We start from the raw sequence: 16,539 nt of genomic DNA on the forward strand, positions 1-16,539 counted from the left end.
TTAATTGATGGTGTAAAGATACGAAAAATATTCCAGATAACAGCATAAAGCAGAGATTATTTTCGTGAAATATAAACATTTTAAACAGGCCTTACTTTTTAAAGTGGGCTCCTTATTCAAGTTTCGCAAGTTCAGGAATTAAAGAAGTTAAAGGAGTTATCGCTCCCTACGGTCGCTGAGGAGTTAAGACAATAGTCTTTTTTGCGTAGTTTATAAGCTGCAAGACATACGTCTTAACTCCTTAACTTCCTTAACTCCTTTAACTTCCTGATATGCGAAAGTTCTGTTTTTTACGTTGCAAAATTAATACTTTTCTCTGAAAACACAAAACATTTAGGGGAAAAGACGTACAGAAACCGCATGGAAAGCCAAAATGAAACAAATAATAAAGTAAAGGGGACATCTAATAAAGAACTTTCCGGAGAATATTCCTACCTTTGCAGCTATCAAACAACAAACACAATTAAATAAGTATGAGACTTAATGACATCAAGAAAGCATTTTTAGCTTCCGCTGCCCTCCTCTCAGCCATGAGCATGGGCGCAGCAGAGAGATTCGTAAGTTTCCAGCAGGGCGACTTACTCATCAACGGTAATGATAAGGTAGAAATCTATATGGACGCCAACGACTGCCGCGGCGTGAGCTATGCTGCCAATGCCCTGGTCAAGGACATCAGCAAGGTGAGCGGCTCCCAAGCCACCATCACCTCCAACCGCAAGGCAACCATCCTCGTGGGAACCATCGGACATTCTGCTGCCATCGACCAGCTCGTCAAGCAGAAACGCATCAACGGAAATCTGCTCAAGGGCAAGCGCGAGAAATTCATCATCACCGTGGTGGACAACCAGCTCATCATCTCCGGAAGCGACCGCCGAGGCACCATCTACGGCATCTACGAACTCTCGCAGCAGATGGGCGTATCGCCTTGGTATGACTGGGCAGACGTGCCTATAGAGCACCACGATTCTATTTTCGTAAACAAGGGTATCTATACAGATGGCGAACCAGCCGTACGTTATCGCGGCATCTTCCTCAACGATGAGGCACCTTGCCTAACGTCATGGGTCAAGAACACCTACGGCACCGGATATGGCGACCACCGTTTCTATCAGCGCGTTTTCGAATTGGTATTGCGACTGAGAGGTAACATGATGTGGCCTGCCATGTGGGGTTGGGCTTTCTACGCAGATGACCCGGAGAACGAGAAGACGGCAGATGAGATGGGCGTGGTGATGAGCACCTCCCATCATGAGCCGATGGCCCGCAACCACCAGGAATACGCCCGCAACCGAAAGGGATGGGGACCTTGGAACTATCAGAAGAACAAGGCTAACCTGCAGAAGTTCTTCCGTGAGGGAATAGAGCGCATGAAGGGAACCGAGCAGATCGTGACCATCGGTATGCGTGGCGACGGTGACGAGGCGATGAGCGCAGAGGCTGATACAAAGCTGATGAGCCAGATCATCAACGACCAGCGCAAGATCATCGCTGATGTAACGGGAAAGAAGGCCAGCGAAACACCGCAGGTTTGGGCACTATATAAAGAGGTGCTGGATTACTACGACAAGGGAATGAAGGTTCCCGACGACGTAACCCTGCTGCTCTGCGACGACAACTGGGGTAACGTGCGCCGTGTGCCGAATGCCAAGGAACGCAAGCACAAAGGCGGTTGGGGCTTATACTATCACGTAGATTACGTAGGTGCTCCAAGAAACTCAAAGATGCTCAATGTAACTCCTGTACAGAATCCTTGGGAGCAGTTGACACTTGCTTACGAGAATGGCATCGACCGTCTCTGGATTCTCAATGTGGGCGACCTCAAACCGATGGAATATCCTATCAGCCAGTTTATGGACATGGCTTGGAATCCACGTAAATACGATGTAAACAACATCACCCGTCATACCCGCGACTGGTGCGCACAGCAGTTTGGTGAATCGCAGGTCGATGAAGCAGCCCGCATTCTTAACCTCATCTGCAAGTACAACGGCCGCTGCACTCCAGAGATGCTCGACAAGAACACCTACAGTCTGGAGAACGGCGAATGGCAGGAGGTGGTGAATCAGTATCTCCAGCTCGAGGCTGATGCGCTGCGCCAGTACAACAGTCTGCCGGCAGCCTATCACGATGCCTATCGCCAGATCATCCTCTTCCCTATCGAGCTGATGAGCAATCTGCATCAGATGTACTTTGCCCAGGCTCAGAACCATGCTCTCTACAAGCAGAACAATCCGAAGGCGAACATCTGGGCGGATGAATGCGAGCGCCTCTTCAAGCGCGATTCCCTCATCTGCGATATTTACAACCACAAGATGTCGGGCGGCAAGTGGAACGGCATGATGACGCAGAAGCACATCGGCTATAAGAGTTGGAATGATGCCTTCGAAAAGGATACCTGTCCGGAGCTCTTCCGGGTAACCTCCAAGAATGGAGTGATTATCAGCGAAAACAGCGGCGTGGTAGAAATCGAAGCTCCTTACTACAGCAGCAAGACGGATGCTGCCGAGGCAAAATGGACAGAGATTCCATTCATGGGCAAAAGCGTATCAGCAATGACTCTGATGCCGTATACCAAGAGTGTAAAAGGAGCCAGCATCACTTACAAGTTTAAGATGCAAGTTAGCAAAACTTCGGATGGCAAGGCATTTAATAGCAAGCAGAAGGTTCGCATTCATGTGATTACTAAATCAACCTTGGATTATCTCAACAAGGGCGGCTTAACCTATGGTGTAAGTTTAGATGGTGCTTCTCCTGTAGAGGTTAACTTCAACAAAGATTTGAACGAGAAGCCGGAGAACATCTACAATATCTATTATCCAACGATAGCCACTCGCATCGTGGATCAAGTGATAGAGTTGGAACTGCCGGCTACTACCGATGGCATCCACAGCCTCACCCTCACTCCTAACGACCCAGCCATCGTCTTCGAGAAAATCGTGATTGATGGAAGAGAAGGAAAAAAGAGTGTCAAGGTGATTTAAAAGTAGCATATAATAAAAAGGTATAGGCACGCACCCACGAAAGGATGCGTGCCTATTCTTTTTACGCAAACTATCACTATCTTCTTATGTTCCATACTTCGTAGCATTCATTTTTACATAAACAATCACAATAGAAACAAATAAATGAAAAAAAAGAGTATTTTTTAAATCTTTTTTGAGAAACATACGTTTATATGAGTAAAGTTAGAAACATAAAAACAAGAAACGAATGAATATAGACAATCCAAAACTCATAAAACAACTGGAGAGTCTTGTCGACAATCGGCAAGACTGGCTATTTCGTTTTGCCTATATTCGAATCGGGCAACGTGAGGATGCAGAAGATATTGTGCAAGAGGTGCTGCTTGCAGCTTTCAAGAAACTGAAAGAAGGGCAGCAAGTGGAAGAGTTGGACCGCTACATCATTCGCTCTGTTAGCAACGCATGCCGAGACTACTTGCGCAAAAATCGTCCGCAAATCATAGCTATCAATGAAGCGGCAAGCATACCTAACAGCAATGGTGACAAACAAATACACGAGGAATTTCTCAGAATATCAAAACTGCTGGAAGATATTCCACAGGAGCAAGCGGAAATCGTAAGAATGAAATGTTACGACAACTTGACGTTCCGAGAGATAGCCGAACTGGAGGAGATACCAGAAGCTACCGTGAAATCTCGCTATCGCTATGCCATCCAACATATCCAACAACGACTCAGAAAGGAGAAAAGTTTATGAAAGATCAAATGAACATCCATAATGACAAAGGATTTGAGGATATAGAGCAACTGCTCCAACCTCAATGTGATTTCCATGCCTCCTCCCAAACCAAGCAACAAGTAATAGAGAAGGCAAGGAAGAGCTTGGTCAGCCATCGCACCTTGCGTATCTTTCCATGGATTTGCGCAGCATGCGTGGCTGGCATCATCGCTATCATCCTGCAACCACCCAAGGATACCACTTCTGCGTCGGGCAATGCGACAATGGCTGTGAGAAAGGCTACACAGCCGATGCAAAAAGCTATGATGCAAGAAAAGAATTTGACGGCAGAAAAGGAAAATACAGCAGAAAAAGCCATCATAGAAGAGAGCAGAACATACGAGAAGAAAAAGACTTTCGCCAAGCTCAATGCTCCCAAAAGGGAGGCTAAACCTAAAGCTGAGTTTGGAGATGACATGCCAGACACCAAAGAAAAAGGTCCGGTACTCTTCCCTATGTCAACCTTGCCCGAAGAGCATCTTTTCAAAATGCAGACAGCAGAAGCTCAAGCCACTACAAGCAATGCCGTGCAAAGTGAGGATGACCGCCAACAAATACGGCGAATCACCGTAAAACTCTAAAGAAAGTATATATAAAAGGTATAAACATTAAAGAACAAAGAACATGAAAAAGTATGTCTTATATTTATTACTCATGATGTTCTCATCAATGGGAGCACAGGCACAAAAGTCTTATTTCAAAGAGGCTTTGGAGAAATTGGTAAGCAACAAGGCGTTCACCATGAATCAATCAGGAGCAAAAAATGAGGTTGGTGACACAGCACAATGGAGTTGGAAAAAATATCGCTTTAAAACTCTCAAGAAAGACAAGTTTCTCAAGGAACTGGACAGAATCAACAAGGCTTTTCAAAAAGATTGCAATCAGCCTGTAACTGACTTTTACTATATGGTAGATGGAAACAACAACCCACTTAAAACATGGATGAACTTTGACATATCTGTAGGCAACGACCTTATTATGGTTGGAAATTTCTCGGCATATAGCGTCCTTATCAATCGCCAACAAATGGGTCACTCTGGCATGCGCAGAGTCTGTGCCATAGAATGGGGCCATATCGTAGAGAATGGTTGGGTTAACGAAAAAGGCTATGAAGGAAACATCAGCATCGTAGAAGGAAAAGCTCCTTTAAACAAGCATCACGTAGCAGATGAAATAAACCAGCAAACGTATAAAGCCACACAATTTACAGGCGATTTAATAATCCCAAAAGACACCATAAACGAAAAGGCAGCTCCTAAAGAAGAGACTAAAGAAGAAAAAGAAGTGCCTAATGAGCAGTTGACCAAGATGCTTAAAGATGCTCAGACCAACCTGAAAGGCAACTTTGAGATTATTGGCAAGCGTGACCCTGAACTTTGGGACCGTGGCTATTTTATCTGTTACAAAGACGAAACAGATATGTATGTAGAACCCATCCTTGTGGCTACCAACGGCACTAACTTCTCATACAAGCACGACCTGAAGGACATTACCATTGGAAGAGTGAGAGCACTGATGAAAGATGGAACCATCTGCTCGGAATGGATAGACATTCCTTTTGTACCAGGAGAGATAGCAGAGCTAAGCGTACACAATGGTTACTACAGCCTCACAGGATCAAGTTTCTATAAGCAGTGGGTGGAAGAGGAAAGCAAGAACCATGATGGATGGGACGAGCGCAAGTATACGGCTTACGCACTCAGCAATATCCATTCTCCTGGCATCATCTGCTATCTGTTCTATCAGCATTTGATAAAAGGTTCTTCGAATCAAAAGAAAATATTCAAAGCCCTCCCAACAACTCTACAAGAGAATCATGTGGGTCGCTTTATCAAAAAGCATATGAACAATAAATTATAAAAATCTCAACTTTCAGTCACATTCATTTAATACATATGTGATGTAAGAAAGGACATACTGCATAGAACCCAATGCCACCTCTATCAGTTTTGATGGAGATGGCATTTTTGCTTCAAATTAGCGCATCCCCAATAGAGGTAAATGTCAATGCCGACATGAATGAGAAGCCAGAGAACATCTACAGCATTTACTATCCTTCGATAACCACTCGCATTGTGGACAAGGTGATAGAGCTAGAGCTGCCTGCCTCATCCGATGGCATCCGCACGCTCATAGATAACTTCTGCCGCTGTATGCCCATGAGCAGCATAGTGCAACTTATTTTGCACGATTCTTTCCAATAGTTGCCACCACCAAGATTTTTGAGTCGTTCATCGTCCATCGTAAACCCTTTTACGATGTACTCATTCAGTCGCTCTGTAGCCCATTGACGGAAACGCGTGCCTTGAATAGATTTTACACGATAGCCCACAGATATGATAACATCAAGGATATAGAACTTCACTTCTTTGCTTTGTTTTTTTCCTGCCATAGCACCATGTAGAGTGGTTATTCGGAATTTCCGAACAACCACTTTTTCATCAAGTTCTCCCTCCTTAAAAATATTAGCTATATGTTCTACTATCGTAGACTTACTCTTATAAAACAAGGAGGCGATTTGATCTTGGTTTAGCCAAACCGTCTTATTCTCCAATCTCACATCAAGCTTCACGCCATCATCAGATTGGTAGATGATCATTTCTCCCAAATCAGTTTGGGGTGCGTCCTCCCATTTATAGCCACAGATGCAAAACACCCTCTGTCTGCACATTGTCTGAATTGCACTTTGGACATTTTATATTATTATTCATCATTGTTTCGTCTTTGTTATTATCTAAGTCAAAAAATGATATTCTTGTATGACTTATGATTAGACATTATTATTTTTCCATTTCCTTTCGCAAATCATCCAATACTTTACCTTTATATGAAAAGAACTTTGCACCTTGGTAAGCTCCAGAAGAATTTTGCTTTTCTAATGGAAGAAATGTCCCAACAAATGGAGATAGCTTATAAATGCGACCTTCATACTCTATCGTATTGTCACTTGCCACCTTCACATCAACCCCAGTTGGAACAAAAGTAACCATCTCTCCTATTTTGATACCAACCATACTAAACTTGAAACGCGGTCTTTTGTGCTCTTTCTCAGACTTGTTTTGTAATTGTGAGGCAAGAGAAGATACTTTTGGCTTATTGTCTTCATATTCCGTAACCACGGCATCATCTATCGTCTGGGCTATATCCTTGAATATATCCAAAGCGATTTGAGGTGCAACATTGAAGAACTCACGATTCTGACGGATTCGCAAATCCGTCAAACGGTCGATGGTTTTATGAACCAACTTCTCCACTTCATTATACTTCACCGTTTTCATTGTGGCAAAGATTTCGAAAGGCAAAGGCACAGCCGTGTTGTCCAACTCTTTCGAGCGGACATCCACTGGGCGTGAACTCTTGCCGATCTTTACCCAATCCTCCCGAAAGCTCGGATTGGTAAGGATATAAACATAACCTATTTCGTCTTTATTCATTGTGCTTTGTTACTTTAAATATTTGTCCAAGATGGCTTGCTTGCGAGAGGAAGCATTTGCTATTTGCTGCTTGAGGCTCTCAATATCTTTCATTAGCCCTTTGTATTTTTCAGCAATCAGCATTTGCTTATCCATTGAAGGAACAGGAATTTCCAAATCTTCATAGAACGAGATTGGCACACGTCTATGCCCACTCGAACCTGTCATAACCTCTGCTGCCTTTGAACGAATTTCTTTTCTATTCAAGTATGCAAAGAGATAGACGTTATTAATAAGTTTAGCATTTGCTCTAAATACATGGAACTCAGAGCTACCAAATCCTATACCATTCTTCAATCCTGTAGCCAATGCACATTTTCCATTCTCCATGCAAGGAGTTATCTTAGCTATAATAATATCTCCTTCTGCGAAATAAGTATAACTACTCTTTCTTACGTCAGCCAAAGGTTTGTCAACCGTCTGCTCGATATACCCATCATTACTTACAGAAGACATTTCCACAAATGATACCAACATTGACTTTTCCAATGAATTAACATCAGATTTGGATGGATTAATTGCAGAACAGAGTTTCTGAATTTTCTGAGCATCACCCTCCACCTCTAACATCATTTTCGATATAGTAACTTCTATATTTCTAATCTGTTCATTGTCTTCGGCAACTGCTTTATCTATCTTCTCACACTCTTCCACAATTTTCTTCTGCACATCCATTGGTGGCAAAGGAACTCTTAGCTTCTTTACATATTTAAAATGACGTTCATATTTCCCACTATTTTCTATTTCTATAGAAGATAAGAAATAATACAAATATTTATTCAAGCAACCTTTTTCTTCTGAAGTTTTGATCAACTGAGTGCCATCAGCGCCTCTAAAAAACGGAAAATCTACATACTTTAAAGTACAGCTATGATCCCCAAATAGAATTAAAGGAACATCAGTTATTGGATTGTCTTGATTTGTATATCCAGATATGATCTTATCTGTTTCTTGCGTCAATACAGGCCATTGTCCTTCCTCCAATAATTGTTCATTCGCAATTTTAGATATTGAGCCCTTAATAGGCAACAAAATATCCTCCATAAGAGAAGAATTCCAACGATATTCAATTTGCTTCTTTCTCAAAGAAGTCTTGAACTCTTTAGTAAAAGCTGTTCTTGTGAAGTCCAACATATCCACCAAACGCCCTTTTGTTACATAAGTCTCCAAGTTCTTTGGTATAACGACTTCTTCTCCCATAAAGTTTTTGCGAATCAAAGTATTAATCTTATCATCGTCAAAAAGATTGGCAGGATTAAACAGAGGAGTCTGCACACCATCTATACCGCGAATTTGACTCATGGTATCATCGTCCTCTCCATCTTCGTCATCGCTTGACTTTGCCTTACCGATATTCAGATACTGAATGCCCTCATTGCCTTTACTGTCACTCCAGCCATACCCCAAGAACTTCTTGACATCTGATGTAGAAGTTGGAGACTTGATCAATAGCACAGGTTGAGACACAGCATAAGCCAAAACAAAGTAATATACTTTCTCTTTTTCTATGGCTGTAACAAAATTCAAGAAAGCCTTTTCCTTGATTTGGTTTTGCTCCACCAAAGGCAATTGCTTGTATGTTCTTGTATTGGCACGAGAAAGATATTTATTTCTGATAGTCTTAGCCTCATCACAAACATCCTTCATGGCATTACGCTGATTGCCAAAGAAAGAAGCATAGTAAGCCTGGACGGTCTCTGTATTCAAGAAACCATCATCAATCTTTCCACCAACAAATGTTTTATAGTCCTCTAATTGATAACCACAATGATTGCAATAAAGTCCCAACAAATGTTCATCTTGGTAAACCGCATTGGTTTCATCACGCTGAGCAAACCAACTATTCACCCTATTTTTATAGTGTTCGGCATCTGGCGTATTTGTTTCCTTACGACGCAAGAACATGGTAACAGTATTTGTTCCTGTTTGTCCAAAGGTTCCACTTCCAAACTCTGCCAAAGCCACAATGTCGAAGCACTTCAAGATAATCTCACGAGCATGAGCATGGATTCCATTTCTATTCAATACAGACACAGGCAAGATGATTCCTGCCACGCCACCACTTTTCAACAGTTGCGCAGCACGCTCTATAAAGAATGCTTCAATAGCATTGCATTTATCCGTATTCAAGTCATCGTTATATAAAGTATAGCATTTGCGTTGCTCCTCTGTCAAGGTATCCAAAAAGCCAGAAACAGAATATGGTGGATTAGCTACCAAGACCTCGTATTGTCCATCCTTTACATCAGCATGTTTAACCAAAGCATCAGCATAGACTATCTTAATGTCATCTTGCCCATACATAAATGCAGAAACCTTAGACACTTTCGACAAACGATATTCTTTTTCAATACCCGTAATTCGAGAGTAATATTCTTTAAGAGGAATATCCTTGCGATACTTCTCTACGAACTCTTTAATTCTCACAGCATACTCCGTCAAGAAATGTCCAGCACCACAGGCATAATCTATTGCCCATGGTATAGTTTCATTATCTCGTACAATATGTTCCAACGGCAAAGAAGAAACAAGGAAACGAACAATAGGCATTGGTGTGAAGAATTGTCCCTCACTCTGTTTGATACCTCTGTTCAAGAAACCTTCAAACAAATCACCCAAGAATTGATTTTGATTAACTTGATCTGTCTTCAATCTAATGTCTTGCAACATCTTCACCATTTTCCTCAAAACTACAGCATTCTGACGGAAAAGCTTCTCATTATGTACACTGATAAATGAGAAATCATTATCAGAGAAGAACTTCAAGGCACGGAAATACTCCATAATGGTCTTCTTTGTTGCATCTGGGTCGTTCTTAAATCTTCTAAAGGCCCAATCTATCTGGCTATTTTCTATATAAGTAACCTTTTCACTCAAAAAAAGTTCCATTCCATCCCGATACAATCTCTGCAAACGGTCCTGCAACTGGAAATCATCATCATACGCAGTACCTTTCCAATAGAAATGCAAATCTTCAGGGTTATTGGTTTCATCCACGACTTTTGCCAAGAACAAATTGACCAACTTATCGAATGCATTTTCACGACCGCTCACATTATGCTGACGCAATATAAGGGCAAACTCATGATACTTCTTTTGAATCTCCTCATTATTCACCTCAACTAAGTCAGCAACAGTATATTTGTTCTTGCCAATCTCGTATGGTCTAATATCATCCTCAAACAAGCCCTTTGTATCATAGTCGCAACAATAAGTATCTCTCCAAACACGATAACGCTGCTTGTCGTTCTTATTCTGATAGCTCCGTGCATTCTTATCTGATTCCAACAAATCCTGGTTGTCTTGCACATTGATCAATTTATATTCAGGCAGGACTTTTCCATCAACAATGTCAGACGTATAAAGGCACAAGAATTTTGTAGCAGGCTCTTGCTGGAAATAAGAAAACAACTGAGCACCATCATCCAATGTATCATTCCATGCTTCGCCAAACTTAGCGCCGGTTGTTTTGCATTCGATGATAAGCAAAGAATTCTTATCGTCATCATTACCATCAAAAACATTATCAGTGTATGTACGAACCCAAATGTCGGCATATCCACCTTTTGTACCATGCCCTAATTTCCAATGAGGCTCCAACTCTATATGATTAGCTTGGTAACCTTTAGACAAAAGACGGTCAACACATTCTAATACCACAAGGTTTTCATCTTCGCTAAAATTGGAAGTGTTAGTACGATTAACCGTAATACCGCTATTATATATATAAGCTCTTTCTCTACATCAACCTGTAAGGGATGCAGAGCTGTCTTATATTTTTTTGTATATATATTACCATCTTGGCGAAACCCAAGTAGGTTTAACAATTCTATTATTTGTTTTTTTACCATTTGTTGACCTACTTTTTAATCCTTTGCTATAATTATACGAATGCCCTTTAGTCTGAGTATATCCGAAATTTACTGCCAATTTACAATAAATTTCGGATAAATCAGCAAAGCTTACTAAGAAAATGAAAAAATTAAATAAAAGGATCGAGCAATGCCATCAAGTCAGCCTTCGACATCGCACCACTCTCCCGATACAGCACCTCGCCATTGCGGAAGAGCATCAAGGTTGGCACAGAGCGAATGCCATACTGTGCCGCCACATCATTGTGAGCATCTACATCTACCTTGATGATGCGAAGCTTGTCGCCCACCGTCTTCTTCAAGTCTTCCAACACAGGGTGCATCATCTTGCAAGGTTGGCACCATGTAGCAAAGAAATCAACCAATACCAGTTGATTGCCAGATATTACATCATTGAATGTTTCCATAAATTACCTTTTTTATAATATTTCACTTCTCTCTCAACATCCATTCCCACGTAGGGAGAACATGAACCTGCTTGCCATCTATCTCAAGTTCTTCCTTCTCCTCCATCGTAAGAATATATCCCTCAGCCAAGCCATAAGCATTCATGGCTTCCATCAGCCCCTCGATTTCTGGCTTGCGAGTTTTCTCATCATTCATGGCTATCGTTACCTGATAAGCCTCCTTGATTTTCATGCCCTCCCTCACCACAAAGTCGCACTCCTTCTTATCGGCATGATAGAAAACATCATGCCCTCGACGCTTTAATTCGACAAACACCATATTCTCCAATTTCACGCCCATATTATCTGTGGCATTGAAGCCCATGCGACTCACGATGGCATTGTCGATGAAGTAAATCTTCTTCGGGTTCAGCATCTGCACCTTTACCGATGGCGAATACTTCATGAGCTGGAATATCATATAGGTTTGCTCGATGTACTCCAAATAATTTTTGACGGTTTCGGAATGACGAATGCCCACTATCTTACCCAGTGAGGTATAGGAAATGCGCTTCGTGGCATTGCTGGCGAGATAAAAGATGAGTTCCTGCATCTCCTTATCATTGGTCAACCCATTACGAGCCATCACATCACGGAAGATGATGCTATCGTAGAGAGACGAGAGGTAACGAGTGGATGACGACTGGAGATACTTAGGAAATCCACCTTTCTCCAAATACTCCTTGAAATGCCCCAAGAGAATGGCACGCTTGCTGGTTAGATAAAAGTCCTTGGCTTCCAGCTGCACCTTTGCCAACTGCAAGTATTCTTGAAAGGAAAAAGGGAAAATCTCCACTGCGATATAACGCCCCGTGAGATGAGTGCCAAGCTCTCTACTCAGCATTCGGGCATTTGATCCAGTTACAATCACCTTATTGCCTTCGTTGTAGAGACGGCGCACAAAGGTCTCCCAGCCCTTCACATTCTGTATCTCATCAAAATAATAGGTATGCTGCTCACCAAAGAGTTCGAAGAAACATTCTTGCAATGTTTGGAAATCTGCCACAGTAAAGTTGACCAGTCGCTCATCATCAAAATTGAAAAAGAAGTCTTGCTCCGGCAATTTACTGCGCATTTGCTGGAGCAAAACAGACTTTCCACAACGTCTTATACCAGTAATAATTAGTATCTCCGTTGTGGTAAGCCACTCTTCCTCTATGTCTCTCGGCACAGTATCTTGTACTATATTCTTGCAGTATTCCTGCTGCTCAAATATAAGTTGCTTTAATAACTCTTTCATGTTCAAACATTTAATCGTCTGCAAAGATACGATATTTTATGATAAATACCAAGAAAATCCTCATTTTTATTCATTCTGAACGAGCAATTTCTATTATTTTTACTCATTCAGAATGAGTAGTTCAAAGCAAAACCACTCATTCAGAATGAGCATTTCTTGAAATTGGCAAGGGTTAGATGGATGATAACAATGCCACAACTTATATGATGCAAGGAAGCAACCATAACGATGCAAGGAATCCTTTCTTACGATTGCGTGACATTTGTCATGCGATTATACGACACTTATCATACGGTCGGATGGCAAATGCCGTATAATCACATGACATATACCAATGTATAAATAAACCTAATATTTTACACCAAAAGATACAAGTTATCACATTATTACATATATTTGCATCATCTTTCATAGAAGACAAAGAATATAGGAAACAACGAACCATCAAACAACTAGAAATATGGAACTGAAATACGACATTTACATGCTCAACAATGCCCAGGGCACAGGAGAAAAGCGTCAATACGTTCGTATCGTGCAGCATGAACCTATGACCGAGAAGCAACTGCAAGAGAAAATCCAGAGCCGCTGCTCACTCACCAAGGGAGATGTGGCTGCGGTGTTGGCAGAGCTTCATGACATTTTGGTGGAAGAATTCTCCATGGGACGCCGCTTTTATATCCCAGAGATAGGCTACTTCTCCATGTCGGCTAGCCTAGAGATGCCAGAGGAGAATCCAGACAAGAAGATTACGGGCAAGGAAGTACGCATCACCGGCATCAACTTCCGACCAGAAGGTAAGCTAATGGAGGAAGTACAGCGCAACGTCCACTTTGTCCGCTCTCGTTATTCCAACCAATCTACAAAATACTCCGAAGAAAAGATGTTGGAGAAAATCAAGGAGTATCTTCAAAAGAATCGCTACATCACCACACGTATCATGCGCATCCACTTCGGCTTGACTCCTTACATGGCACAGAAGTGGCTCAACCATTTCTGCGAAAAGGGTATCATGGTAAAGGAAGGCACCCAGCATGCTCCCATCTATTTCTTGAAGTGAAGGGAGGAAGAAATTCTATATTTCAATTTAATCATCATTATTATGACAAAGGAAGAGCTGATAGACAGAATCAACGACATCGAATGGGAGGACTTCGAGGCTAAGGAGGCCAAGAGCGAACTCCCTAAGAATATATGGGAAACCGTAAGTGCATTCGCCAACACTTCCGGCGGATGGATAGTGCTTGGAATAAAGCAGAATGGCAAGAAGTTTGAAATATCAGGAGTTGACAATGCAGAGAAGTTGGAACAAGACTTTCAGGGCACCTTGCGCTCCCAAAAGTTCAATGAAGCTGTTGATGCAAAGAGCATGCTTTATCATATAGATGGACACAGGTTTTTCTGGATGGATTTGGTGGAGATTCCTGGCAGAAGCGTGAGAGAAGCACGAACTCGCTATACCTATCGCATCCCAGAGCAAGAGAACCTTTGGGAGTATTTTCAGATTATGATTAGGAGACTGCGCCTCATCGTGGATACTCCATTCATGATGAACGACGAGGGATTCAATGTGGAAGACCGCTCGCAATTCAAGATTCTGAGAGAGGCATTGGTCAATATGCTCTCCCACTTCGACCCTTTCAGCACCATTCACTCCTGCATCCATATCTACACCGACAGAGTCGAGTTCTTCAATGCAGGTGGCTATCCTGTGCCTATATCCCAACTGGGCAACCATCTCTATTCTAATCCTCGCAACCCGATTATCGCCAAGATATTCAGACTCGTAAATCTATCAGAAACTATCGGTTATGGTTTCGACATGATGAATGAGTGGAAAGAAATCACAGGCAATGACGTAACTTTCGAGAGTGATATTTGTACCAGCACTGTCACTTTTTGGCTGGATAGTGACAGAGCTAGTGACAGAGCAGAAGATGATACATATATCGATGCCACAGACAAAGTTGTATCCATTCTTAGATTCTGCAAAGAAGCAAAATTTAGAAAAGAAATATTTGAACTACTAGGTGTTACTTACCAATTCAAGAACTTCAAAGCATTCATCGAGCCACTGCTCCAACATGATTATCTGGAACTTACGGTTTCAGACAAGCCGACAAGCCCTAAACAGCAATACAGAACAACCAAAAAGGGACTTTTGTTCTTGGAGACTGTATAAACAGTAACAGAGCTGGTAACAGAGCTGGTAACAGAGCTGGTAACAGAGCTAGTAACTATGTCGGTAACTATGTCACAAAAAATATAATATACAATGAGCAACTTAACATTATCAATAACAACCATCGGTGATTTACTTCTTCGCCAGAAGATAACGAATGGTGATAAGCCCATAGAAGATGTTAGCCTCAACATCCCTATCTATCAGCGACCATATAAATGGACAGCACGCAATGCCATCCAATTGCTTGATGACATCATCGAAGCGATGAATAGCAACAAAGAAAAGTATAGAGTAGGCACTCTCATCTTGCACCAGCAAAAAGGAGACCGTTATGACATTGTAGATGGGCAGCAACGTACCATCACATTCTCTCTGTTATTAACTGCATTAGGCGAAAAGAATATCAGTTTCTTACAGCAGTCAGTTTACAACAATGAGCATAACAGTCGTAATATTCCAAACAATTATCAGGCTTTGTGTCGCCGCATAGGTAAGAAGTCTGAAGATAAAAATGATGAGCACGAGAAGGAAAAAGAAAGATTGAAAGGGTATATTGAAAATAATTGCGAACTGATTGTTGTAATTACAAAAGATATATCAGAAGCTTTCCAATTCTTCGATTCTCAAAATGCTCGTGGCAAGGCTCTCTATCCTCACGACTTGTTGAAGGCATATCATCTACGAGAGATGGCAGGTGTAAGCGAAGAAGAAACAGAAAAAATTGTCAAAGGATGGGAACAAGTCTCCCAAAGCAACTTGGCTAATCTTTTTGGCAACTATCTCTATCGCATCAAGGAATGGGTAAATGGTAACAAAGCTAATGTACTCAATGAACATAACATTCAAATGTTCAAGGGCATTACTCGTTATGCCAAAACTCCTTATGCCCAGTTCTTCAAGGCAGCATATTGCTATGCCGACATGGTAAATTCATCTGCAATGCCATTTGTATCAGGCATACGTAACATCAACGCTTTCCAATTGAATACACCAATCATTGCAGGTAAGCCTTTTTTCGAATATACCAAACATTACTATAACATCTTGAAAGATATTCAAGACAATAGTAAGTACGAAGGTTTTTACATCAACGACAATGAGATTGTAAAGACTCTCGATAAATATTTCAAGCGAGGAACGGGGAATGGCATAGCACGTTTGCTGTTTGACACATCAGTTTTGCTTTACGTAGATCGGTTCTGCCCTGAAACTTACCCATCCAAGGAAGATTTGGCACAATTTGAACAATTCGTAGTCTATGCCTTCATTTGGGCTTACTCTCTGAGAGCACAATATAGAAATTTGGGCTGGTTGTCTGCGCAGAATTACATTATGGGCGAAAGCAACAAATTTGGTATCATCAATGGCTTTAACATGTACCAATTAATTGCTCGACAAGATTCCCCAACATCCCTTCTCAGTGCCCTTGCCGACAAATTATGTTCTCTATCAATCGGAGACATATATGACGGTAGAGTACTTGAAAGCAGCAGTACTAGCAAAAATATAGATGCCAAAGATGAGAATGAAATTTCTTGCAATTACCTCTATTTCTTCAAGGAAAATGGATTTTATAAATAAT

11 protein-coding genes and 1 pseudogene are annotated in these 16,539 nt (G+C 41.6%); 7 read left to right on the forward strand and 5 right to left on the reverse strand.

All coding sequences use genetic code 11. The features are described 5' to 3' along the window. The first annotated feature begins 473 nt into the window (after positions 1-473). From ACTQ53_RS14315 to ACTQ53_RS14330, 4 genes are all read left to right on the forward strand, one after another. Positions 474-2,981, forward strand: coding sequence for a glycosyl hydrolase 115 family protein (locus ACTQ53_RS14315; RefSeq protein ID WP_441933706.1), 2,508 nt, complete (start codon positions 474-476; stop codon positions 2,979-2,981). 229 nt (positions 2,982-3,210) lie between these two features. Next, entirely contained in the window at positions 3,211-3,720 is a 510-nt protein-coding gene (locus ACTQ53_RS14320; protein ID WP_441933708.1) for an RNA polymerase sigma factor, read from the forward strand. Beyond that, complete coding sequence (locus ACTQ53_RS14325; protein ID WP_441933710.1) at positions 3,717-4,322, forward strand: hypothetical protein; 606 nt, start codon at positions 3,717-3,719, stop codon at positions 4,320-4,322. The genes ACTQ53_RS14320 and ACTQ53_RS14325 overlap by 4 nt, the downstream gene beginning before the upstream one ends. Positions 4,323-4,365: 43 nt before the next feature. Then, complete coding sequence (locus tag ACTQ53_RS14330; protein WP_441933712.1) at positions 4,366-5,601, forward strand: hypothetical protein; 1,236 nt, start codon at positions 4,366-4,368, stop codon at positions 5,599-5,601. 257 nt (positions 5,602-5,858) lie between these two features. Here ACTQ53_RS14330 and ACTQ53_RS14335 read toward each other — a convergent pair. The 5 genes and pseudogenes from ACTQ53_RS14335 to ACTQ53_RS14355 form a co-directional block, all read right to left on the reverse strand. Next, positions 5,859-6,340 (reverse strand): annotated as a pseudogene (locus ACTQ53_RS14335) (virulence RhuM family protein); the annotation flags it as partial. A 181-nt stretch (positions 6,341-6,521) separates the two neighbouring features. Next, on the reverse strand, positions 6,522-7,175 hold the full coding sequence (locus tag ACTQ53_RS14340; protein WP_441933714.1) for a GIY-YIG nuclease family protein: 654 nt from the start codon (positions 7,173-7,175) through the stop codon (positions 6,522-6,524). 9 nt (positions 7,176-7,184) lie between these two features. After that, a complete protein-coding gene (locus tag ACTQ53_RS14345) occupies positions 7,185-10,874 on the reverse strand; it encodes an N-6 DNA methylase (protein WP_441933716.1) in 3,690 nt (1,229 codons plus the stop codon). Between the two features lie 322 nt (positions 10,875-11,196). Then, positions 11,197-11,493, reverse strand: a complete 297-nt coding sequence (trxA, locus tag ACTQ53_RS14350) for a thioredoxin (protein ID WP_006847073.1) — start codon at positions 11,491-11,493, stop codon at positions 11,197-11,199. 22 nt (positions 11,494-11,515) lie between these two features. After that, positions 11,516-12,772 carry an ATP-binding protein gene (locus ACTQ53_RS14355; RefSeq protein WP_441933718.1) on the reverse strand — a complete coding sequence of 419 codons (1,257 nt, stop codon included), beginning with the start codon at positions 12,770-12,772 and terminating at the stop codon, positions 11,516-11,518. Positions 12,773-13,232: 460 nt separating this feature from the next. On the opposite strand from ACTQ53_RS14355, the gene ACTQ53_RS14360 reads away from it, so the two are divergent. The 3 genes from ACTQ53_RS14360 (at position 13,233) to ACTQ53_RS14370 (ending at position 16,538) form a co-directional block, all read left to right on the forward strand. After that, entirely contained in the window at positions 13,233-13,832 is a 600-nt protein-coding gene (locus ACTQ53_RS14360; protein WP_295347356.1) for an HU family DNA-binding protein, read from the forward strand. A gap of 42 nt (positions 13,833-13,874) precedes the next feature. Continuing rightward, entirely contained in the window at positions 13,875-14,954 is a 1,080-nt protein-coding gene (locus tag ACTQ53_RS14365; RefSeq protein WP_441933721.1) for an RNA-binding domain-containing protein, read from the forward strand. A 93-nt stretch (positions 14,955-15,047) separates the two neighbouring features. Beyond that, complete coding sequence (locus tag ACTQ53_RS14370; RefSeq protein ID WP_441210702.1) at positions 15,048-16,538, forward strand: DUF262 domain-containing protein; 1,491 nt, start codon at positions 15,048-15,050, stop codon at positions 16,536-16,538. Position 16,539: the final 1 nt, after the last annotated feature.

Origin of the sequence: Prevotella sp. Sow4_E9_plate (assembly GCF_052116205.1) — a bacterium.
Lineage (GTDB): Bacteria > Bacteroidota > Bacteroidia > Bacteroidales > Bacteroidaceae > Prevotella.